Source organism: Pseudoalteromonas rhizosphaerae (genome assembly GCF_902498845.1).
Classification (GTDB): Bacteria; Pseudomonadota; Gammaproteobacteria; order Enterobacterales; family Alteromonadaceae; genus Pseudoalteromonas; species Pseudoalteromonas rhizosphaerae.
Genome location: NZ_CABVLM010000013.1, coordinates 40120 through 61444, shown reverse-complemented (window position 1 = coordinate 61444; position 21325 = coordinate 40120). Strand labels below are relative to the sequence as shown.

21 protein-coding genes and 1 pseudogene are annotated in these 21325 nt (G+C 40.1%); 14 read left to right on the top strand and 8 right to left on the bottom strand.

Features of this window, described 5'->3' with window-relative positions:
* Positions 1 to 120: 120 nt before the first annotated feature.
* Positions 121 to 371: pseudogene (locus tag PSR9079_RS18195) on the top strand (IS3 family transposase); the annotation flags it as partial.
* 150 nt (positions 372 to 521) lie between these two features.
* Positions 522 to 1427, top strand: coding sequence for a hypothetical protein (locus PSR9079_RS18190; protein WP_149982724.1), 906 nt, complete (start codon positions 522 to 524; stop codon positions 1425 to 1427).
* A gap of 484 nt (positions 1428 to 1911) precedes the next feature.
* On the opposite strand, the gene PSR9079_RS18185 is transcribed toward PSR9079_RS18190, so the two are convergent.
* The 5 genes from PSR9079_RS18185 to nadK form a co-directional block, all read right to left on the bottom strand.
* Positions 1912 to 2232, bottom strand: a complete 321-nt coding sequence (locus tag PSR9079_RS18185) for a hypothetical protein (protein ID WP_145242196.1) — start codon at positions 2230 to 2232, stop codon at positions 1912 to 1914.
* A gap of 102 nt (positions 2233 to 2334) precedes the next feature.
* Complete coding sequence (locus PSR9079_RS18180) at positions 2335 to 2760, bottom strand: hypothetical protein (RefSeq protein WP_145242198.1); 426 nt, start codon at positions 2758 to 2760, stop codon at positions 2335 to 2337.
* A gap of 109 nt (positions 2761 to 2869) precedes the next feature.
* Positions 2870 to 4543: a DNA repair protein RecN gene (gene recN / locus PSR9079_RS18175; protein WP_149982723.1), complete on the bottom strand. Its 1674-nt coding sequence runs from the start codon at positions 4541 to 4543 to the stop codon at positions 2870 to 2872.
* A 92-nt stretch (positions 4544 to 4635) separates the two neighbouring features.
* Positions 4636 to 5175, bottom strand: coding sequence for a hypothetical protein (locus PSR9079_RS18170; RefSeq protein ID WP_149982722.1), 540 nt, complete (start codon positions 5173 to 5175; stop codon positions 4636 to 4638).
* Between the two features lie 78 nt (positions 5176 to 5253).
* Entirely contained in the window at positions 5254 to 6138 is an 885-nt protein-coding gene (nadK, locus tag PSR9079_RS18165; RefSeq protein WP_145242288.1) for an NAD(+) kinase, read from the bottom strand.
* Between the two features lie 100 nt (positions 6139 to 6238).
* Here nadK and PSR9079_RS18160 point away from each other — a divergent pair, with 100 nt between their 5' ends.
* Positions 6239 to 7204 (top strand): HrcA family transcriptional regulator, encoded by a 966-nt coding sequence (locus tag PSR9079_RS18160; protein WP_149982721.1) that lies wholly within the window; start codon positions 6239 to 6241, stop codon positions 7202 to 7204.
* A 58-nt stretch (positions 7205 to 7262) separates the two neighbouring features.
* Positions 7263 to 7871: a nucleotide exchange factor GrpE gene (gene grpE / locus PSR9079_RS18155; RefSeq protein WP_145242206.1), complete on the top strand. Its 609-nt coding sequence runs from the start codon at positions 7263 to 7265 to the stop codon at positions 7869 to 7871.
* Positions 7872 to 7898: 27 nt separating this feature from the next.
* Here grpE and PSR9079_RS18150 read toward each other — a convergent pair whose 3' ends face one another.
* The gene (locus PSR9079_RS18150) at positions 7899 to 9098 is read right to left on the bottom strand and encodes a Bcr/CflA family efflux MFS transporter (RefSeq protein WP_145242208.1); all 1200 of its coding nucleotides are present in this window, start codon (positions 9096 to 9098) and stop codon (positions 7899 to 7901) included.
* A gap of 192 nt (positions 9099 to 9290) precedes the next feature.
* Between PSR9079_RS18150 and PSR9079_RS18145 the strand changes: the two genes are divergently transcribed.
* The gene (locus tag PSR9079_RS18145) at positions 9291 to 10088 is read left to right on the top strand and encodes a M48 family metallopeptidase (protein ID WP_145242210.1); all 798 of its coding nucleotides are present in this window, start codon (positions 9291 to 9293) and stop codon (positions 10086 to 10088) included.
* Positions 10089 to 10159: 71 nt separating this feature from the next.
* On the opposite strand, the gene ald is transcribed toward PSR9079_RS18145, so the two are convergent.
* Positions 10160 to 11281, bottom strand: coding sequence for an alanine dehydrogenase (gene ald / locus PSR9079_RS18140; protein ID WP_149982720.1), 1122 nt, complete (start codon positions 11279 to 11281; stop codon positions 10160 to 10162).
* A gap of 140 nt (positions 11282 to 11421) precedes the next feature.
* Here ald and lrp point away from each other — a divergent pair, with 140 nt between their 5' ends.
* From lrp to serS, 6 genes are all read left to right on the top strand, one after another.
* Positions 11422 to 11901, top strand: coding sequence for a leucine-responsive transcriptional regulator Lrp (lrp, locus tag PSR9079_RS18135; RefSeq protein WP_145242214.1), 480 nt, complete (start codon positions 11422 to 11424; stop codon positions 11899 to 11901).
* A gap of 186 nt (positions 11902 to 12087) precedes the next feature.
* Complete coding sequence (locus PSR9079_RS18130; RefSeq protein ID WP_145242216.1) at positions 12088 to 14556, top strand: DNA translocase FtsK; 2469 nt, start codon at positions 12088 to 12090, stop codon at positions 14554 to 14556.
* Positions 14557 to 15198, top strand: coding sequence for an outer membrane lipoprotein periplasmic chaperone LolA (lolA, locus tag PSR9079_RS18125; RefSeq protein WP_149982719.1), 642 nt, complete (start codon positions 14557 to 14559; stop codon positions 15196 to 15198). It begins immediately after the preceding gene.
* Positions 15191 to 16534: a replication-associated recombination protein A gene (locus PSR9079_RS18120; protein ID WP_149982718.1), complete on the top strand. Its 1344-nt coding sequence runs from the start codon at positions 15191 to 15193 to the stop codon at positions 16532 to 16534. The genes lolA and PSR9079_RS18120 overlap by 8 nt, the downstream gene beginning before the upstream one ends.
* A gap of 10 nt (positions 16535 to 16544) precedes the next feature.
* Positions 16545 to 16907: a fluoride efflux transporter CrcB gene (gene crcB, locus PSR9079_RS18115; RefSeq protein WP_425468868.1), complete on the top strand. Its 363-nt coding sequence runs from the start codon at positions 16545 to 16547 to the stop codon at positions 16905 to 16907.
* Positions 16908 to 16915: 8 nt separating this feature from the next.
* Positions 16916 to 18214 (top strand): serine--tRNA ligase, encoded by a 1299-nt coding sequence (serS, locus tag PSR9079_RS18110; RefSeq protein ID WP_149982716.1) that lies wholly within the window; start codon positions 16916 to 16918, stop codon positions 18212 to 18214.
* A 167-nt stretch (positions 18215 to 18381) separates the two neighbouring features.
* Here serS and PSR9079_RS18105 read toward each other — a convergent pair whose 3' ends face one another.
* Complete coding sequence (locus PSR9079_RS18105) at positions 18382 to 18486, bottom strand: phage integrase N-terminal SAM-like domain-containing protein (protein ID WP_145242227.1); 105 nt, start codon at positions 18484 to 18486, stop codon at positions 18382 to 18384.
* 174 nt (positions 18487 to 18660) lie between these two features.
* On the opposite strand from PSR9079_RS18105, the gene PSR9079_RS18100 reads away from it, so the two are divergent.
* The 3 genes from PSR9079_RS18100 (at position 18661) to PSR9079_RS24280 (ending at position 20980) form a co-directional block, all read left to right on the top strand.
* Complete coding sequence (locus PSR9079_RS18100; protein WP_145242229.1) at positions 18661 to 18966, top strand: hypothetical protein; 306 nt, start codon at positions 18661 to 18663, stop codon at positions 18964 to 18966.
* Between the two features lie 290 nt (positions 18967 to 19256).
* A complete protein-coding gene (locus PSR9079_RS23800; protein WP_218939788.1) occupies positions 19257 to 19406 on the top strand; it encodes a hypothetical protein in 150 nt (49 codons plus the stop codon).
* Between the two features lie 1133 nt (positions 19407 to 20539).
* Positions 20540 to 20980, top strand: coding sequence for a hypothetical protein (locus tag PSR9079_RS24280; protein ID WP_149982715.1), 441 nt, complete (start codon positions 20540 to 20542; stop codon positions 20978 to 20980).
* Positions 20981 to 21325: the final 345 nt, after the last annotated feature.

The window sequence follows — 21325 nt, the reverse complement described above, 5'->3', positions numbered from 1 at the left end:
ATAAAGAACGCCATATAATTTAGGTGGTTAAGCATAATTGAGGATTAATTAGGCCTTTGGCTTTCGCCTCAGTCATCGTTTAGTGCCAATGTCTGTCCAGTTTTTTGCATGCTGCAAAATCATGGATTACAGCAAAGCATGAGCAGAAAAGGAAATTGTTGGGACATCGCCTGCGCATAAAGCTTCTTCCACTCATTGAAAGTCGAAGCTATTCATGGGGAGCCAATTATGAATAGGAAAAAATGCGCCAAGTAGTATTTGAATACATTGAAGTTGATTACAATAAAGTTAGAAGGCATAGTGCTATTGGCTATCTTAGTCCTGAAGCATTTGAACTAAATAACATTGCTTATTACTGTGTCCAGTTTTAGTGCTGGGGATCAAATGAGTTTTATACAATTAAAAAAGTATTCTTTACAAGAGCGACTGATAAAAATATATGAAAGGTTGATGACTGGACCCGAAAAGGTTACATTCAAGGTTCAGGGATATTATAAACAACTACTTAGGAATATTTTAATATGAATAAACTTTTCATTGCTTCATTGTTAGCAGTTGGCTTTTTTTCCGCAAACAGCAGTGCAGCCATAAAAGAAGTAGAAGAACCTATATATAAAGAATGTAGTTCATGTAAATCGGTTGAACAATTTCAAATCTCTGCTAAATCAGAGGCAAAGCTTGACCAAGCCATTAAAGTTTATGTTATGAATTTGGATAAAACTATTATTCATAAATTTAAGGTTACTAAAAAGCTGGTTGGATACCACTACGTTTCGTTTGATGGTGAACCAGACGGGCGTGGGGGGCGGATGCCTGATAGACGCGTTAATGATTACAGCACAACAGCGGAAATTTATGGTGTTGAACAAAAAACTCTCAATAAATTTTATAGTTTCTCCAATGCAACCATTGAATTAAAAGAAAGTATTACAGATTTAGAAGCTAAAGTTGTTCCTGAAAGTATAGCTAAAAGCGCTTGGGATTTAGTCAGTTATGGTGCACTACAAAATGATGTAGCAAAACATTACGCAGATAATTCAACGGTAGTCGATAAATTTACCGCTTATGCTTCAATGGCTGGAAAACTTTCAAACAAGATGAATTTAGACAGAATATTAATTGAAGTATCTTTTAATGATGACAGTACTGCAATTTTTGTATTAGCATATGCTACTGATAAAGCAATACAGTGGGACTTTGTGCGCGGAGTTGATGTAGATGGCAATATTATTAAGCCGGTTTTAGATACAAAAAACACTCAAACTTATCGCTTTCATAAAAATACAGAAACTAGCTTCAGGAGTTTTTTTGATTCTGCAAGGCGTTCCGGTGTGAGATTTGTAGGCTCTGGGTTAGGGTCTACAGGTGGAAGAGTTACTTGTACTCCAACTTCTGGTAGTACATATACTTGCACCTATATGAACTAAGTAAAGTACTGGACCTAAAAGTGATTGTCTGCATTATTAGACTCTCACTTTTATACTTTTAATAGAGTGTAGATGTAAGCAGCATTAAAATTTTTATATTAATAATTATTTACAATAAGAAATTATTATATACGCCATTCTTCCTAAACTTAAAATAAACACTTACCCGAATTGCAAAGTTAGTAGTTAAGTAACGATGTCTAGAAATTGAGTTTTGAAATAGATGCTAATCAAAAGAAATGGGGTCGTCTGCATTTTGCAAGATCGTTGTTGGCACAGATCTGTCCTTCGGCTCTAACTCAGAAATGTCCAAAAGAGTGTTAGAGCTACTGTCTATTTCGCTCTAAGCCGTCATTCAGTTTTAATCATTCATCGTTGGGTTTCGTTGCTCTCAACCACAATCTAAGGTGATAAATTTAACGCCGAACTGTTTTGGCTTTTCCTAGCGCCTAGAACCTCCAGCCTAGTACCTTTCCTTTAATACTTAATGACTCGCTTGCAGGCAATTAAGCCATTCATCGGGTTCAGCTAAAATAAACTCTAGATGATAATTTTCTTTGGTGGTTATTTTGATTCCAGCGGTGGTGATAGGGATTAAACCGCCGGCTTTAGCTGCGCATTTTTCGACATGGGAAATATTATTAAGTTTGATGGCATAACAACCTAAGTTAAGTTGTTTATTGAGGGCTTCAAAATGCAGCAGGTTATCAGTAAGAGTAAGGCGGCCATCAGCTTTAGCAACACCCAGTTGTAATGTTGCATAACAACGTTTTAGCTGGGTGATTTTAGATTGTGTAGCGCTCATTATTCATTCCATCGATTTTTTATTTTATTGAGTGTATGTTGTCAAATTAAATGTGTCAATTGTGTAAAGTAAATGTTTTTAATTGTTATTTTAAACAGTGCTTTACAGAAAGTTTTTAGCGCGGTGGTGCATTTTTTGTTGTTTATTAACAAGTACAAAAGCAGCCACGACTAATACCATTTGAGTGGCTAGCGCGCACAGCGTTAACATCAAATCCATACGGTTATCAGCGCGTTGCACTAAGCTTAATTCGATAAACCATGCTATGGCGAGCATTAAAACAAGTGAGCCATGTAAATAACGTTGCAGAGTTATTTTAAACTGAAGGTGCTTCCATTGACTAAATATAAGCAGCGCTAAGCTAATTAATGGGATCAAAAATAGGCTAATAAATGCAATGACTAAAAGTGGTTGCCATGTGCTATTTGTCAGTTGCGTGGTATTTATAAAGTAATCATTACAACCCGTTAAAAGTGTAAAACAAAAAAGAAGGCTAATTAATTTTATTGGCAATGTTGTTATCGTCATGATTTATATGTGTTCTATTGTTAGTTATTAAGCCTTGCTTTATATAAGTAAGGCTTAATAGATGGTTGTATTTAAAAATAGTCTAAACGTAGGTTTTGTTTTAGCTTAATTAAGCATGCGCCATAATTAACTCTTTTGCGTTAGCTTTGGCTGTTTTACTGATGTTATCACCACCAAGTAAACGGGCAATTTCATCAATACGGCCATGTTTACTGAGTGGCAACATTTGTGTAAAGGTTTCGCCATTGGCAATTTCTTTGGCCACAAAAAACTGCTGATGCCCCGAGCTGGCAACTTGCGGTAAATGGGTTACGCAGATAACTTGAGTTGATTTACCTAATTGACGTAAAAGCTTGCCTACAGCTGCTGCAGTTGGTCCAGAAATACCTACATCCACTTCATCAAAAATAAGCGTTGGCGTAGTGACTTTTTGCGCAATAATAACTTGTATCGCTAAACTTATACGCGACAGCTCACCGCCAGAGGCGACTTTAGACAGTGGTTGTAATGGCTGCCCGGGGTTGGTTGATACTAAAAACGCTACATTATCAAAACCTAGGCTGTTTGGTGCTTTTTCAGGTTGTGGTGTAAGGGCGATTTCAAACACACCATTTTCCATTGATAAATGCGCCATGCTTGCACTGATCAATGTATTTAATGTCTGCGCGGCCTCATGACGGCTTTCGCTTAGGGTTTGCGCAGCTTGCTGATAAGCTGCTAATGCTTGGTTAATTTCACCTTCAAGTTGCGTTAAACGGGTAGAGTTATTACTAATCGACTCAAGCTCTTGTGTGATACTTTGGTGAAACTCAACTAAGTCCTCTGGTTTAATATGGTGTTTACGTGATAAATCCATCGCACCACTTAATCGTGTTTCAACGTCGATTAGTCGGCTCGGATCAAGTTCAGCTTGCTCTGCATAATTACGAATTTCACGACTCGCTTCCTCAACTTGCACAGCCGCTTCTTCGAGTAAAGCAGCCACACTAGTTAGGCTTTCATCAAACCCCGCAAGCTCAGCAAACTGCTGCGCGCTATGTTGTAATAGGGAACAGGCATTTTGCTCGTCATTTTCGTATAAGCTTTGTAGCTCACGTTGGCATGCTTCAATAATAGTTTGGCTGTGGCTGAGCTTATAATGCTCGGCTTCAATTTGCGAAAATTCATCTGGTTGTAAAGCAAACTCATCAAGCTCAGCTACTTGGTACTCTAATAATTGCTTTTGCGCTGCTTGTTGCAACTGGGCTTGTTCGAGCGCGGTAAATTCTTTTTGTAAGTTTTGGCAATTACGATAATGCTGGCGCACTGCTTCAACCAGAGGTTGATGACCTGCATAAGCGTCTAATAGCTGGAGTTGATGTTCGCTTTTAAGCAAATATTGGTGAGCATGTTGACCATGAATAGAGATCAAGTACTGACCGATTTCTTTTAGTTGGGCTGCAGTGACTAGGGTGCCATTAATATAACTTTTGCTGCGGCCATTTTTACACACCACACGACGAAGTAAGCACTCTTGCTCATCATTCGATAGCAAATGCTGTTCTAAAAACTGCTTAGCCAAGGGGAGGTTGGTTAAATCGAAGGTGGCGCATATTTCAGCGCGCTCAGTGCCTGGGCGAACAGCTGAGGCTTCGGCACGTTCACCCAAACATAAAGATAAGGCATCAATAGCAATAGATTTACCGGCACCTGTTTCACCCGTAATGGCTGTCATACCGCTTTGCCACTCGGTGCTTAAATTGCTTACAATTGCAAAATTTTTAATCTCTAACCCAGTTAACATACTGTTCATCCATCCAGTCAATTAACTGTTAATTTATACAGTGTTTTGGGTTTTTGCAAATTAATTTTTAATGTCGCTATCTAGTTTATTACTTACTCACTGGTTGATTTCTCAAAATTAGTTTCAGGATCAACAGGTTTGGCATAATCTTCTGGATTCGCAGATAAATCATCAGTGCGTAAAACTTTAATCATGGATGGTAAAAGTTCATGGTAAAACGTTTTATTGTAAGCAACACCGGCTATGGGTAATTCAGCCACAAAAAAATCTAAGCGTTCAGCTAGTGCATCTCGCTCACCTGTTACATAAGTTTTTGCCAACTCACTACTAATCGTGCTGATCAATGACTCGTTTATGCGTTCAAGATACAATAAGTTTTCGTCAGTATGAGGTTGTACGACAAAGAAATTACTGGCAATAACTTGTATTCTTGGGATGTATTTAGGACGAATTATTTTTGCGTCGCAGTACTCATTTAATTTAATTTTTAACTGTTGAGTTACTTCTTTAACGCGATTATTGAATAGCTTTTTTTGCGCTTCAAGCGCTTTTCGGCGATTATTTTCAATCATTAGATAACTGCCAAGCAGTGTTATCAATAATAATAAAGCAAAGAAAACAACATACGTCATTGCGGTTTGATTTCCCTTGAAAAGGTAATAAATGAATTCAGCTCATTTTGCTCTAAAGTCTGAATGAGCGCAATAAAATTAATATAAACGACTACCCCAGTTGAGCTTAGTGCGAAGTACATGATAGTAAGAGTAGTCTTTGGGGTGGATCAGGCGCAGTTTTTTATCTGCTTTTTTAATTATCACTTCATCGCCAGGCAATACAGCAAGCACCACATGACTATCGCAGCTGACTTGTAAGCTGTCGGTATTCTCTAAGCTGAGCTTTAAGCGTACTTCGTTATCGGCATCAACTACTAATGGTCGACTTGATAATGTATGCGGAAACATCGGCACTAATGATATTGCATTTAGTTCAGGGGTCAAAATGGGCCCGCCACCCGACAGCGAATAGGCTGTTGAGCCAGTAGGGGTTGAGACAATTAAACCATCAGAGCGCTGAGAAAAAACAAAATCGTTATTAATGAAGGCTTCAAATTCAATCATGTGAGCGACTTTATCGGCATGTAAAACGGCTTCATTCACTGCTGAGTTAGCACTTTTTAATTCGCCATGGCGATAAACTGCTACTTCTAATAAAAAGCGTTTTTCTTCAAGATATTGACCACTTAATACTTGTTCTAAACTAGCTTCAAAGCCTTCTGGGTTTAAATCTGTTAGAAAACCTAAATTGCCTCTGTTTACGCCTATAACAGCAACATCAAATCGGGCTAGTACCCTTGCTGCGCCAAGCATATTACCATCACCTCCGACCACAATAGCGAGATCGGCACGTTCGCCAAGCTCAACCAGTTTGACTAACTTTTCCTTGGGGACATTGGTTAATTGATGACCGGTTCTCTGCTCTAATAACACGTCAAATCCTAACGCATTTAAAAAAGTGTATAAGCGCTGTAAAGTTGCAGCTGCACCACTGTGATTTGGTTTGCCAATTAAACCTATGGTTTTAAACGGTGATTCCATGATAAACGCATCAATAGTATTAATATCAGTAGAGTAACTCAAAAGTGACAAGTTTGAAAATAACCTTGAAATAAACTCACTACGCCCCGATATCCCCAGTATGCAGCAAGATGTAGATACTATGAATTTAAACCCTCGAGATCAGCAAATATTTTCCGCCGTGATGAGCCTGTACTGTAATGGTGAAGGTCAACCTGTCGCGTCAAGCCGTATTGCCAAACAAAAAGGTATGGCTGTGTGTTCTGCAACAGTTAGAAATGCGATGTCGCGCCTAGAAAAAATAGGCCTGCTGTATTCACCGCATACTTCTGCTGGACGGGTACCTACTAATGCCGGGTTTGATTATTGGCTAAGTGAATTTTTCCCTCTGTCGCAAATTGCGCAGTATTGGCAGCCTGCACAAGCGCAATTAGTCGAGATGGCGCATGGTATAAGCCAGCGTTATCAAGTATGTTGCTGCGTTGGTCTGCCGCAAGTAAGTTCTCAACACGTTTTTAGAGTTGAAGTATTAGATTTTGACAGCAATGATTGGCTTATTTTATTGTTAGATAGAGCAGGGCAAAGCCATAACATTTGTATTCATAAGCCGGATGATGCGTCTGACATCGTACGTTATCAATTCGCTACTTGGCTTAATACTGTATTCAGTCAACAAACTTTAATGGAAGGCTTGTACCGTATGCAAGCAATGGCAAATACAGCACCACGAAATTGTCATGATTCGTTAAATCAATGGACCCGTGAGCTGAGCCATAAATTAGGCTCAGATAACAGTATCGTGGTCGGCGAAAATTATTTATATCGGCAAATTGATTGTGAACAAAGCTTAAATATTGGTGTCTCATTTTTGAACTTTGTAGAAGATAAGTTAGCTTTTAAAAATGGTGTGTCGGTTTTAAATACGTCACAATTGCCATTTACTGATTGTGACGAACTGATGGTGATCAGCGTGCCGTATTTTCAAAATCAAGAATATCAAAGTCGTTTTTGTGTAATTTGTCCTAAATCGGCGCAAATTGAAGCAATCATTCAAGAATTTAAATTAATCGAGTCATCTGGCTCTTGAATCTTTTGATTCAATCCCCATAATTACCGCAATTGAAAAGTATTGGAGCACTTAAATTATGTCTGAGCAGACAAAATCACCAGAGCAAGAAGTTGAATTAAACGAAGAATTAGAGCAAATGCAAGCAGACGTTGAAGCGGCTGTAGAAGCTGCTGACGCGCACGAAGGCGAAGAAGTTAGCCCTGAAGCTGAAATTGCTATGCTTTATGCTGAGCTTGAAGATGCGAAACAAACTATCGCAAACCAAAAAGATAGCGTAGTACGTGCCGCTGCAGACGTTGATAATATTCGTCGCCGTGCTGCACAAGATGTAGAAAAAGCGCATAAATTTGCACTTGAAAAGTTCGCTAACGAATTATTACCTGTTATTGATAATCTAGAACGTGCTATTGAGTTCTCAGACAAAGAAAACGAAACCTTAAAGCCATTGCTTGAAGGGATTGATATGACAGTTAAAAGCTTCAACGATGCGGTTGCAAAATTTGGTGTTGAAATTGTTAACCCACAAGGTGAGCAGTTTAATCCTGAATTCCACCAAGCAATGTCGATTCAACCAAGCAATGATGTAACACCTAACACTGTATTAGCAGTGATGCAAAAAGGGTATACATTAAATGGTCGTTTATTACGCCCTGCAATGGTGATGGTATCTAAAGCAGCTGAATAAATAAGTCGCTTAGTAAAAAAATGCCCGTTAACTACGGGCATTTTTTTTGTTTCTAGCTCGGTGCCAAAGCTGGGCTATTAGTGTTAATACTAATGCGCTGAACATTAAGCTTGAAAATGGTACCGCACTTTGTGCATGCATTAAGGCTAAAATTGGACCGACTAATGCACCGCTGCCAAAGCGCAATGTACCAATAACCGCCGTAGCGGTGCCAGAACGCTCTTCAAACTGCATTAAGATCAATGCATCAGCATTACTAGCGGTAACCCCTAAACTCATCATCAGAGGAGCAATAGCTGCAACAATAAAATACAGCGATAGGTGTAATATGCTAAATGTGAGTAGGGCACTGCCAGCTACAAAGCCGACCGCTAATCCATAATACAGCATTTTTCGTGAACCAATACGTGGTACTAGGCGGGTATTTAAAAAGTTACCAAACATTAGCGCCATGACATTGAAAGCAAATAAAACACCAAATAATTGTTCTGATACTTTAAAGTAATCAAGGTATACAAAGGGCACTGCAGTTAAAAAGCAAAAAAAGCCGAATGAGACAAACATTGAGCTGGCTATATCTGCTCGGGTATCTTTATTTTTAAATACGGTTTTATAGCTATCGAAAAATAGTGCAAAACCTTTCATCGGGCTTTTGAAAATAGGGATATCGATTAAGTATATTTGTACCAAGGCTAAAATAACAAAGCTGTAACTAGCCAGTACTAAAAAGATTGTTTGCCAGTGAGATAAGCCCATGATCATTGATCCAACCGTTGGTGCGACTAAGGGCGCTACCATCATGATCATCGATACATACGACATTCCTTTAGCAGTATCTTGTTTATAAATATGACGAATTATCCCTGGCACCACAACGGTTGCTGCAGCACCTGTGAATGCTTGTACGCCCCGCAAAGCCCAAAATAGGTGAATGTCATTACAAAAGGCCAATGCGACAGAGCTTAAGCCAAACAATGCTAAGCCGACCTTCGTTAACACGCGACGACCAATTTGATCTGCGATTGGGCCAAAAAATAGCATTCCCAGCGCATAGCCAGCTAAATATATGCTTAACGATATTTGTACATTAGGCATTGTGGTATTAAGGTCGTTAGCAATGACTAACATTGCCGGAAGATACATATCGATTGCCAGTGGCGTAATTGCAACAATACTGGCGAGTAAAGGTAATAGAATGCGTTTATTTAAAGAAACCGAGTCCTGCATGACTAACCCATTAAACAAAAAGAGGCTGCTATTGTAACAGCGACAATTAGTCTTGGGTACTTAGTTTGCATGCTAACTATCGCCTTTAACAGAAATATAACGCAACAGATGTTTTTACTGGCAGTCGATATATTCAATTGCAGGCTGGTTTGCTATTCTAAGAACAATTAAATTGTTAGTTAAGAGAATACAATGAAAAAATTAGTTTTGGCTGTGCTTGCCACCGCTGTATTAGCGGGTTGTAAAACATCACCAACAGGGCGCACGCAAATTGCGCTTTATTCTGATCAACAAATGAGTCAGATGGGTCAGCAAAGCTTTGCTGATATGAAAAAGAATCAAAAAATTAATAATAATCCTCAAGTAAATGCGTATGTAAAGTGTATTGCTGACGATGTGATTGCAGTATTACCGCAACAGTACGCAACTCAGGCGTGGGAAGTGGTGGTATTTGAAGACGATTCAGCTAACGCGTTTGCATTACCCGGTGGCTATATTGGTGTGCATACAGGGTTGTTAAAAGTGGCTGAAAATCAAGATCAGCTAGCAACCGTTATCGGGCACGAAGTAGGGCATGTAATTGCTGAGCACTCTAATGAACGCGTATCACAAAGTTCCTTGCTACAAACAGGTATGCAAGCGGGCAGTGCCGCACTTGAAATGGGCAATGTACAATATCGTAACGAAATTATGCAAGGTCTTGGTTTAGGTGCGCAGTACGGCGTTATTTTACCATTTAGTCGCTCTCATGAATCTGAGGCCGACCAAGTGGGTTTAGATTTAATGGCAAAAGCCGGATTTAATCCAAAAGAATCCGTAACACTTTGGCAGAATATGAGTAAAGCAGGCAGTGGTAATACACCTGAATTTATGTCTACTCACCCAGCACCTGCTAACCGCATTAAAGAGCTACAAGCAAAATTACCACAAGCATTAAATGAGCAAAAAGCAGCAAAAGCGGCGGGTAAAAACCCACAATGTAAGCTGTAATAAACTTTTTTGGTGATATAAAAAAAGCCTGTGAACTGATGTTCACAGGCTTTTATTATTCTAAACGCTAGTTATGCGTTTTCAACAGCAGTACGTGGATCTACGTATGGCATGTTGAAGGCTTCAGCAACTTCTTTGTAAGTTACTTGGCCTTTGATCACGTTAAGACCTTTAAGGAAGTTAGCGTCATCTAGTAATGCTTTCTTATAACCTTTGTTTGCAAGGTTAATGATGAAAGGCAATGTTGCATTGTTAAGTGCGAAAGTAGATGTACGTGGTACAGCACCTGGCATGTTAGCAACACAGTAGTGAACAACGTCATCAACGATGAAGGTCGGATCAGCGTGAGTTGTTGCTTTAGACGTTGCGATACAACCACCTTGGTCAATTGCAACATCAACAATTGCAGAGCCAGGCTTCATTGCTTTAATGTGTTCAGCAGTAACTAGTTTAGGTGCAGCAGCACCTGGGATAAGTACGCCACCAATTACTAGGTCAGCTTCAAGTACATGCTTTTCAAGTGCATCAGCTGTTGAGTAAATCGCTTTAACTTTATTACCAAACTGAGCGTCAAGTGCGCGTAGTACGTCAATGTTACGATCAAGTACGACAACTTCAGCACCAAGGCCAACAGCCATTTGTGCTGCGCTACGACCAACCATGCCGCCGCCAATAACAACAACTTTAGCTGGCTCAACACCCGGTACGCCGCCAAGTAGCATGCCACGACCATGGTTTGATTTTTCAAGTGCTTGTGCACCAGCTTGAATAGACATACGGCCAGCAACTTCACTCATAGGTGCAAGTAGTGGCAAACCACCGCGTGAATCAGTTACTGTTTCGTATGCGATACAAATTGCTTTGCTTTTGATTAGGTCTTCAGTTTGTGGAAGATCTGGTGCAAGGTGTAAGTAAGTGAAAAGAATTTGGTCTTCACGTAGCATTGCACGTTCAACGGCTTGTGGCTCTTTTACTTTTATAATCATCTCTGCTGTTGCGAAAACCTCAGCAGCAGTTGCTAGAATTTCTGCACCTGCCAGTGTGTAATCTTCGTTAGTGAAGCCAATGCCCATACCTGCATCAGATTCAACAAAAACTTGGTGGCCGTGGTTTACTAACTCACGAACACTAGCAGGGACCATACCTACACGGTATTCATGGTTTTTTATTTCTTTAGGTACACCGATAATCATAATATTGCCTTAATAGAACGGGATAAAATTTTTCACTATTATATTCATGTACTGGCAGTGTGTCTCACCTTTTTTAATCGGTATTCTAGTGATATAATCTGAAAACACCGTTTAAACAGTACAAAAAACTAGTCGTTATTATGCATGAGTTATTAGACCGTATTGACCGTAAGATTTTAATAGAGCTACAGCACGATGGCCGAGTGTCTAATGTTGAATTAGCTCGACGTGTGGGGCTCAGTGCAACGCCTTGTTTAGAGCGTGTAAAAAAGCTCGAACGCGAAGGTTACATCGTCGGTTATAAAGCCGTGGTTGACCCTGCTAAACTTGGGCAAGGTTTGTCGGTGTACGTCGAAGTGACAATCACTAAAACATCACCTGATGTGTTTGATGAATTTAGTGCTGCAGTTAAAAAGCATGATGAAATTATCGAATGCCATTTAGTCTCGGGTAACTTTGACTTTTTACTAAAAACCCGCGTAAATGATATGTCTGAATATCGTGGTGTATTAGGGGATATTCTGCTCAAGCTACCGAACGTTAGTGAAAGCCGTACCTATGTTGTTATGGAAGAAGTAAAAGGCGAGCAAGGGGTGATTATTCGCCCATATATCGGCTGAACTATGCGCTATTTTTTAGTAACTACTTAAGTTGTATTATTGATACATGCGCGATTAATAAAAACCTGTTCATAATCAGGCCATCATGGTTAAGATAAAGTGCAACAAAAAGTATTTCCTGCTAAGGTATTCCATTGCTAAGAATGAGTACAAAGAAGTACAAAGAAAAATGAGGAATAGCGAGTTATGCGCCTAAATGGTGTACAAAGACTATTAGAAACCGGTTTAATAATTAGCACCTTTGCCGCAATATTTATATTGTGTGCGCTGGTAAGCTTTGATCCTGCTGATCCGAGTTGGTCGCAAACAGGTTATGACAATGTAAGAAACATAACTGGAGCTGCAGGTGCGTGGATCGCCGATATTTTATTGCTGACATTTGGCTGGTTAGCTTATTTTGTGCCAGCTGCACTACAAATATTTGGCTACTTATTATTTAAGCAACCTCATAGAATATTTCAACTCGACTATACAACGTTATCGCTTAGAGTGATTGGTTTTGCATTATTTATCACTTCAGCAACGGCTATCAGTAGTATTAATTTTGATGATATTTATAATTTTTCATCCGGTGGGGTAGTCGGTGATGTGATAGCTTCAGCGATGATGCCTGCATTTAACTTTACCGGTACCTCGATTTTATTATTATGTTTCTTTTTTGCTGGATTAACATTATTAACAGGCGTGTCGTGGGTGCAATGTGTCGATTTTATTGGCGATTTGATCATGCGAGGTTATCGTTTTATTGCCCATCACTTAAAAGCATGGTTACAACGCGAACGCACTGCAAATACTGAAGTTGCAATTGAACAAGACCCTGTTAATGAGCAACAGACACGTAAAGAGACACCCGCCATTCGCTTTTCAGAACCAAAAGTGGATAGTGATAGTGCGGTGTCAAATCAAGACTCTCATCCTGCATTTGATGATTTGGATGACATTCTGGATCAAGAAATTAATTTTAGCGCCATTGATGATGAACCAATGGACACTGCGGCTGCCTTAAATGCGCTTGATCAAAGCCATGTTACTGAGCCTGAAAAACCAGTTACTACTGTGGTTTCGCCAGCAAGACCAATGCCAAAACCAAAGAGTACCTATCAGCCTCCACCTACCGCAAAAGAAAAGTTTGAGCAGCTACTCGAAGAAAAGCCGCCAAGTACGCCATTGCCTACGCTTGATTTGTTAGATAGACCTGATAAAGCCAAAAACCCAATTTCACCAGAAGAGCTTGAAGCTGTATCGAGGTTAGTTGAAACTAAACTCCTTGATTTTAACGTTCAAGCTACGGTTGTTGCCGTATACCCTGGACCTGTTGTAACCCGTTTTGAGCTTGATTTAGCGCCGGGTATTAAAGTTTCTAAAATTACTGGTCTTGCTAAAGATTTAGCCCGCTCGCTATCAGCGGTTAGTGTCCGAGTGGTTGAAGTTATTCCGGGTAAAACCTATGTAGGGATTGAATTACCTAATAAACACCGCGAAATAGTGCGGTTATCAGAAGTAATCGACGCGCCAAAATTTGAGCAAAATCCATCGCCACTGACTATGGTCTTAGGTAAAGATATTGCCGGTGAACCAATCTGTGCTGATTTGGGTAAAATGCCGCATTTACTGGTGGCAGGTACCACAGGTTCAGGTAAGTCAGTGGGCGTTAATGTAATGATATTAAGCTTACTGTACAAATCAGGCCCTGATGATGTGCGTATGATCATGATTGACCCGAAAATGTTGGAACTTTCTGTTTACGAAGGTATCCCACATTTACTGTGTGAAGTGGTCACCGATATGAAAGAAGCTGCCAATGCGCTGCGTTGGTGTGTAGGTGAGATGGAACGTCGTTATAAGTTAATGTCGGCGTTAGGTGTTCGTAACTTAAAAGGTTACAACCAAAAGGTATTGGATGCGAAAGAGGCGGGTTACCCGATTCTCGATCCATTATTTAAAGATACTGATGGTATGAAAGAAGGACCAGACGAGTTAGGTAAGTTACCGAGTATCGTGGTGGTGATTGACGAATTTGCTGACATGATGATGATTGTTGGTAAAAAAGTTGAAGAGCTAATTGCCCGTATTGCGCAAAAAGCCCGAGCGGCAGGTATTCATTTAATACTAGCAACACAGCGCCCATCGGTTGATGTAATTACTGGTTTAATTAAAGCGAATATCCCAACGCGAATGGCGTTTCAGGTATCAAGTAAAATTGACTCGCGTACCATCTTAGATCAACAAGGCGCAGAAAACCTGCTAGGTATGGGTGATATGCTCTATTTACCGCCGGGCACCAGCGTACCGATACGTGTACATGGCGCGTTTGTTGATGACCATGAAGTACATGCGGTGGTGAATGACTGGAAAGCACGTGCAAAACCAAATTATATAGACGAAATTTTAAATGGTGACGCCACTGAGGATATTTTATTGCCAGGCGAAGCCAGTGAAAACGCGGATGAAGAATCAGATCCGCTTTATGATGAAGCCGTGTCATTTGTTGTTGAAACAGGCAAAGTGTCAGTTTCAAGTGTGCAGCGAAAATTACGTGTTGGTTACAACCGTGCCGCACGTTTAGTTGAACAAATGGAAACATCGGGTATTGTAAGCGCACCAGGTCATAACGGTGCCCGTGATGTATTAGTGCCCAATGGTGGAGCAAATTAAATGAAACAAATTAAATATTTAGCCTTAGCAATTAGCTGTTTTTTATCAGCATCAGTATTTGCAAGTGACAGTGCAACGGATGACAGCCAAGCATTACAAGATAAACTGGCCGGTTTAAAGAGTTTTCAAGCGCAATTTGCGCAGCAAGTTAATGACGACCAAGGTCAATCAATTATGCAAGGTGAAGGTACTATCGCCTTACAACAGCCAATGATGATCCGTTGGCAACAAGCGAGCCCTGATGACACGTTATTTGTATCAAATGGCGATAAAACCTATTACTTCGACAGCTTTGCTGAGCAAGTAACGATTATGAATACTCACAGTTTGATTGATTCAACACCGTTTGTATTACTCACCTCCAAAGATCCGGCGCAATGGCAAAAGTACCAAGTACACGCCACGGATACTGGGTTCAGTGTTACACCTAATAAAGGCGTTGAAAGCCAAGTTGAACAGCTGGATATTGTGTTTGCAGCAGATAAAGTAGGCTTAGCGTCATTATTGGTTAAAGACAGCTCCGGGCAATCATCTACATTTACTTTTAGCGACACTAAAGTAAATCAAAGCCTTGCTACTTCAACCTTTGAGTTTAGTATTCCTGAAGGCGTTGAAATAGACGATCAAAGTCAAGGTGAGTAATTTAGGCTTTAATTTTGGCCCGGATGTGCGCCCACTTGCTGCGCGCATGCGACCAACCAGTTTAGATCAGTATATTGGCCAGCAACATCTATTAAGCCAAGATAAGCCTCTCTATCAAGCTATTTTAGCAGGGCGTTGCCACAGTCTTATTTTGTGGGGGCCGCCGGGCGTTGGTAAAACTACCTTAGCGCAAATTATTGCCAACCATGCCGATGCGGCGCTGATTCAAATGTCGGCGGTAACGGCAGGCATTAAAGATATTCGTGATGCGGTGAGTGAAGCGCGTACTAACCTTGAAGGTCGTGGCCAACGTACCTTACTGTTTGTTGACGAAGTACATCGTTTTAATAAATCTCAGCAAGATGCGTTTTTACCACATATAGAGGATGGTACCTTTATTTTTGTTGGTGCCACCACCGAGAATCCCTCGTTTGCACTAAACAATGCGATTTTATCGCGAGCACGAGTATATGTCCTTAAATCGCTGCAAGACACTGATTTGCATCTTGTTATTGAGCGAGCGCTTGCAAGCGATGATGAACTGAAAAATAAAACGGTGGTACTTGCACAAAATGCTAAACAAGCGTTGTGCCAAGCCAGTGATGGCGATGCTCGTAAAGTGCTTAATTTACTTGAGCAGGCGATTGATTTAACCGTAGAGCAAAACGGCCAATACCTAGTTGATGAGCACGTACTCAGTCAAGTATTGCCAACGCATTTAGCCAAGTATGACAAAGGGGGGGATGAATTTTACGATTTGATCTCAGCCTTTCATAAGTCAGTTCGAGGTAGCTCCCCAGATGGTGCTTTGTATTGGTATTGTCGTATTTTAGCCGGTGGCGGCGATCCGCTGTATGTTGCAAGGCGGTTACTCGCCATCGCCACTGAAGATATTGGTAATGCTGATCCGCGTGCCATGGAAGTGGCCCTCAATGCATGGGATATATTTCAGCGAGTTGGACCAAGTGAAGGCGAGCGTGCAATTGCACAAGCTACGATTTACCTAGCTAGCGCACCGAAGAGTAATGCGGTGTACGCGGCGTTTAATCAAGCCAAAGCGGATGCGCAGAGCGAGCCAAGTTACCCGGTGCCAGAGCATTTACGTAATGCACCAACGAACTTAATGAAAGACTTAGGCTATGGTGCTGAATATCGCTATGCGCACAATGAAGAAGGCGCCTATGCTGCAGGAGAAAAGTACTTTCCAGAGCAGATAGCCGATAAGCAATATTACTTTCCAACGGATCGTGGCTTAGAACAAAAAATAAAGCAAAAGCTCGACTATTTAAAAGAGCGCGATCATCACAGTGACATAAAACGCTATGACAAGCCTTAAGATATATCTCATGATTGCCGCAGGAGGAGCCTCAGGCGCCTGTTTACGGTTTTTTATTAGTGAAACCATGCTAAAACTACTTGGTAGGGGATTCCCTTTTGGCACGTTGACGGTTAATATTCTTGGTTCATTGTTGATGGGCGTATTATACGGTTTGATAGAGCGCGAAATTATCACCGTTAGCCCCGCTAAAACCTTTATAGGGATTGGCTTTCTAGGTGCTTTGACCACCTTCTCGACATTTTCAATGGATTCGTTGTTGTTATTACAACAAGGTCACTTTTTTAAAATGGCCCTCAATATCACCTTAAATGTGGTGGTGTGTATTTTTATGGCTTGGCTGGGCCTTCAGCTGGTAATGCAAAAAGGTTAAAAACTAACATGTTAGATTCTAAATTATTACGTCAAGATCTCGAGCAAACAGCTGCGCGTCTAGCAGCACGTGGTTACGAGCTAGATACTGCGACTGTCAGCGCACTTGAAGAAAAACGCAAAACATTACAAGTAAAAACACAAGAATTACAAAGTGAGCGTAACAGTAGCTCCAAAGCGATTGGCCAAGCTAAAGCTAAAGGCGAAGATGCACAACCATTGTTAGATGCAGTAAGCAACTTAGGCGCGCAACTTGATAGTGTTAAAGCTGAGCAAGACGCTATTTTAGAAGAGCTTAAGCAAATTTCTTTAGCTATCCCAAATTTACCTGATGAATCAGTACCAGCGGGCGCTGATGAATCTGACAACGTTGAGATTTCAACCTGGGGCGAGCCTAAAAAGTATGATTTTGCAGTAAAAGATCATGTAGACTTAGGACAAGATTTAAACGGCCTTGATTTTGAAATGGGCGTTAAAATTACCGGTTCACGCTTTACTGTAATGCGCGGCGCAATGGCCCGCATGCACCGTGCACTAGTGCAATTTATGCTAGACACGCATACAGATAAAAACGGTTATACAGAAATGTACGTACCGTATTTAGTAAACCGCGACAGTTTATACGGTACAGGTCAATTACCTAAGTTTGCAGAAGACTTATTCCACACTAAAGGTCTTGTAAATGATGACGGTGAAGAGCAAGAAGGTTTTAGCTTAATTCCTACTGCAGAAGTACCACTGACAAACAGCGCGCGTGACGAAATTTACGACGAAAAAGATTTACCAATTCGTTTAACTGCCCACACTCCGTGTTTTAGAAGTGAAGCTGGCAGTTATGGCCGTGATACTCGTGGCCTTATTCGTCAGCACCAGTTCGATAAAGTTGAGCTAGTACAGCTGGTAAAACCAGAAGATTCAATGCAAGCATTGGAAGAGCTAACAGGTCACGCAGAGCAAATATTACAAGCACTAGAGCTACCATACCGTAAAGTAATTTTATGTATGGGTGACATGGGCTTTGGCTCAGCAAAAACCTACGATTTAGAAGTATGGTTACCAGCGCAAGATACCTACCGTGAAATCTCATCATGTTCAAACATGGTGGATTTCCAAGCGCGCCGTATGCAAGCACGTTTTCGTCGCAATGGTGAGAAAAAGCCAGAGTTATTGCATACACTAAACGGTTCGGGTTTAGCGGTTGGCCGTACTCTAGTAGCAATACTTGAAAACTACCAACAAGCGGATGGTTCAGTAGTCGTGCCTGAAGTACTTCGTTCATATATGAACGGCCTTGAAGTAATTAAATAAGCTTTAGAGCTGTAAGTTTTAAGCCGTAAGCTTTAAGAAGAGAAGCCGCTGTTTGTAATGAACAGCGGCTTTTTTGTTAATCAGGGTTCAGTTAGCAAGTTAGCGAGAGTAAAGTTAGCGAGCTGTGAGATTAACTCGGTGTGAAACTCACCGCGTAGGAATCGGCTTTAGCGCGTTAATTTATATAAGAAACTTAGCACATTCAATGCCTGTGCTCGCGTGCCTTGCCCTACATTTTGCGAGTTTATTAAATGGTTTAAGTATGATTCCATTTTAAAAGTCGTTTTGGTGTATTTTAACCATGGTAATTTTATAACATGCGTAATTGTATGTTTACATTGGAGTTGTTTAGTGGAATTATGAAGCTATGTAATATACGCCGTTTTGGGGTGTTATAACCCCCAAAAGTGGTGTTCAATAAGCCGTTATTTTTCAAAAGTTGAGCTATGTGGAATCAAACTGATAATGGAGATACCATCGGAACGATAGGTTCTGAAATAGGTGAAATAATTAAGGATGAGGAGCATTCTAAAGGTGCCCGTCTAACTTTGGAAAAAGGTGGTGATATTGCGCCATATTCTATAACTAGTGGGGTGTATGGTTGCTTCTTTCATACAACTTACTTATCAACCCTCGAAGAGGGTGTAAGCGAGTTAGATGCTATGAAAGCTGAAATATCAGAGTTCTTTGATACTGAAACGACAGGTAATGAAGAGCATGATTGGATTGTGGCATTTGTTGGTAAGCATTGAAAACTAACAAACCCTTAAACCACAAAGGGCGCAAAACAGCAGGCTTGCGCTCCTTCGTCGCTAATTTTAGCCTGTATTTTGCGCTGGTTAAGCGAGGCGTTGCTCTTAAAGGATTGAGTTTTTCGATACGATTATGCGAAAAATAGAATTTCAGAGGCAATCAAGGAGCTTTGTATCGCCCTGGGGATGTTAAAATTAGATTGCTACTTGTTAACAATTTAACGGGTAGTCTTAATCCTAGCCACTTCCCTGATAAGCTATTGCCTTTATGGTTGGATATTAAAAAAAACATGTCTAAACATGGCCCAATGACAAACTATGCAGGTAAAGCTGTTGGCGGTGCTGTTGCAAATATAATGAGGAAAAGTCGTAATTCTACAGGTGTAAAAATAGCTGAAAAGCTCTACGAATTACATGAGAAATTCCAGCAAGAGTACTGAGCAGTTAAAACATATCAGCCTTAACTCTATCAATAGGCGCTACTGTTCTTTTTGACCGTTTTTATAAATTGACGATCAATCCTAAATCAATAAACAAGTTCGTTTTCTTCGTCTGTCGATGCGGCTGTTAAGCAAGCAGCTTACGGCAAACACATATAAGAAGCGCGACAGAATAGCCCTTACGTTATTAGTACAGCATTTGCTTATTTGTCCTCCTGTGAGTAAATCACTTAAAACCATTTTGCACAAAGAGAAGTGAATGAGGGTGAATGAGAGTAAATGAGAAAACAAAAAGAATATTTTAATTTTCGGGCTAAGACCTAGTCACTTCCCTAGACCCTAGCACCTTTAACTTCAACCTCTTAAGCGCAGCGCCTCTAAACCTCTTTGTGAATAATTCACAAAATTTTTTGCACAAAGAGAATGAGAAGTAAATGAGGATGAACGTGAAGGCTTAATATTGATATGTAAAACACGATGCATTAATAAAAGTAAGCCCTTATCACCTAAAATAAGCCACTTAAAGACCTGTGATACCTGCCAAAACGCCAATTAAAGCAACAGCAAATCCTCTTTTTATATTTTACGAAAAATTGAAGTAACTAATTGAATCAAAATAGGAACTCGGCTATGGTAAAGCATCAATAAAAATAAATTAAAAACGAGTTATTCTACAGGCTCGTTATGTGCCACTAGATAAATGAAATACCTGTTAATATTTTTAGTCAATTTTATAGCCTTAAGCGCATCGGTGATGGGACTGTTGTCAACTTGTATGTGGGGTTGTCCTAGTACAGGTGTGCAGTTGACGTTTAAAATATCCAGTGGCTTACTATTCACAAGCCAGATTCTTATTGCTGTATTGTGGTTTACTAGCAAAAGTAGAGTTGGAAGAAATATAGATGGTGAATAACCATTGCCCGGCACATAACAAGCCAATGTTGTACAGCCAGCCAGCAAGCTGGCTTGGGAAAATTAATCGCTGGCACTTAGTGCCAAAACACTCACAATTTCCCCAAATTGTAGAGTTATAACTACTCGCAAGTTCGGCTGTATTATCGATATCACGGAGAGATAAAATTAATAAACTCATCACAAAAGAACACAAACTATTATTGGTTCTGATTATATCAATGCTTTTTGCTGTTTTTATTGTTAAATGGGTAAAGGAAGATAGCCCCATTTATAGGCCGTTAATTCAAGATATGCGGTTGGTTGACTCTGTTAAAATTGCGGACGTACTAGAGCAAGAACGTATTTATTACTATGCCGATGTAAAAAATCATATGCTTTACGTCAACCAGGAACAATCCGAGTTAGCTCGAGTTTCACTTGCTAAAATTGGTATTGTTATTGAATACCCTAAAATTACTAAGCACACAGATCTGAATAAGGCTTACGACGAATTCATCAAACAAAAAAAGATGGATGAGGAAACGGGAGAAATATGGCAAAGACCATGGTTTTTTAGACTAATTAAGTTAGTTATGGGGGCGTTGGTAATTATTATTTTAATTCTTGCAGTAGTTCGTCCAGTACTAGCTTCAATAATTTATGACGAAGATGAAAAGTAGTAACTATAAGTTGCTTAAACGGAATAAAAACAGATGGCCATTGCTTCGCGATTATACCCAACAATTTTTATCTGCTTAGCAAGGTATATATGAGTAGAGTATGAGATTAACCTTTGGCACACTTTTACTGTTTTTTAGTATGAAGCTTTTGGCAGATGAGTCTCCAAGTTCAATTTTGGATTCATTATTGGATAACTGTACCACTACACAGTTAGTAAAATAATGCTGCTATCATCATAAAATTATTTTTGTTTCCATCATTCATTCTATAAAACTTTAACTAGTGCGCAGAGTTAAATAAGGGTGTTATAGTTTACTTTTGATTAATCGAGTTTTTAACAAGGA

What these genes read in the sequence shown, in the direction of transcription:
- PSR9079_RS18100 (WP_145242229.1), top strand. Translation starts at nt 18,661, where the DNA reads ATGTGGAATCAAACTGATAATGGAGATACCATCGGAACGATAGGTTCT.
- serS (WP_149982716.1), top strand. Translation starts at nt 16,916, where the DNA reads ATGTTAGATTCTAAATTATTACGTCAAGATCTCGAGCAAACAGCTGCG.
- PSR9079_RS23800 (WP_218939788.1), top strand. Translation starts at nt 19,257, where the DNA reads ATGTCTAAACATGGCCCAATGACAAACTATGCAGGTAAAGCTGTTGGC.
- lolA (WP_149982719.1), top strand. Translation starts at nt 14,557, where the DNA reads ATGAAACAAATTAAATATTTAGCCTTAGCAATTAGCTGTTTTTTATCA.
- PSR9079_RS24280 (WP_149982715.1), top strand. Translation starts at nt 20,540, where the DNA reads ATGCTTTTTGCTGTTTTTATTGTTAAATGGGTAAAGGAAGATAGCCCC.
- PSR9079_RS18160 (WP_149982721.1), top strand. Translation starts at nt 6,239, where the DNA reads ATGCAGCAAGATGTAGATACTATGAATTTAAACCCTCGAGATCAGCAA.
- lrp (WP_145242214.1), top strand. Translation starts at nt 11,422, where the DNA reads ATGCATGAGTTATTAGACCGTATTGACCGTAAGATTTTAATAGAGCTA.
- PSR9079_RS18190 (WP_149982724.1), top strand. Translation starts at nt 522, where the DNA reads ATGAATAAACTTTTCATTGCTTCATTGTTAGCAGTTGGCTTTTTTTCC.
- PSR9079_RS18150 (WP_145242208.1), bottom strand. Translation starts at nt 9,098, where the DNA reads ATGCAGGACTCGGTTTCTTTAAATAAACGCATTCTATTACCTTTACTC.
- crcB (WP_425468868.1), top strand. Translation starts at nt 16,545, where the DNA reads ATGATTGCCGCAGGAGGAGCCTCAGGCGCCTGTTTACGGTTTTTTATT.
- PSR9079_RS18130 (WP_145242216.1), top strand. Translation starts at nt 12,088, where the DNA reads ATGCGCCTAAATGGTGTACAAAGACTATTAGAAACCGGTTTAATAATT.
- grpE (WP_145242206.1), top strand. Translation starts at nt 7,263, where the DNA reads ATGTCTGAGCAGACAAAATCACCAGAGCAAGAAGTTGAATTAAACGAA.
- PSR9079_RS18185 (WP_145242196.1), bottom strand. Translation starts at nt 2,232, where the DNA reads ATGAGCGCTACACAATCTAAAATCACCCAGCTAAAACGTTGTTATGCA.
- PSR9079_RS18180 (WP_145242198.1), bottom strand. Translation starts at nt 2,760, where the DNA reads ATGACGATAACAACATTGCCAATAAAATTAATTAGCCTTCTTTTTTGT.
- PSR9079_RS18105 (WP_145242227.1), bottom strand. Translation starts at nt 18,486, where the DNA reads ATGGAATCATACTTAAACCATTTAATAAACTCGCAAAATGTAGGGCAA.
- nadK (WP_145242288.1), bottom strand. Translation starts at nt 6,138, where the DNA reads ATGGAATCACCGTTTAAAACCATAGGTTTAATTGGCAAACCAAATCAC.
- PSR9079_RS18145 (WP_145242210.1), top strand. Translation starts at nt 9,291, where the DNA reads ATGAAAAAATTAGTTTTGGCTGTGCTTGCCACCGCTGTATTAGCGGGT.
- PSR9079_RS18170 (WP_149982722.1), bottom strand. Translation starts at nt 5,175, where the DNA reads ATGACGTATGTTGTTTTCTTTGCTTTATTATTATTGATAACACTGCTT.
- ald (WP_149982720.1), bottom strand. Translation starts at nt 11,281, where the DNA reads ATGATTATCGGTGTACCTAAAGAAATAAAAAACCATGAATACCGTGTA.
- recN (WP_149982723.1), bottom strand. Translation starts at nt 4,543, where the DNA reads ATGTTAACTGGGTTAGAGATTAAAAATTTTGCAATTGTAAGCAATTTA.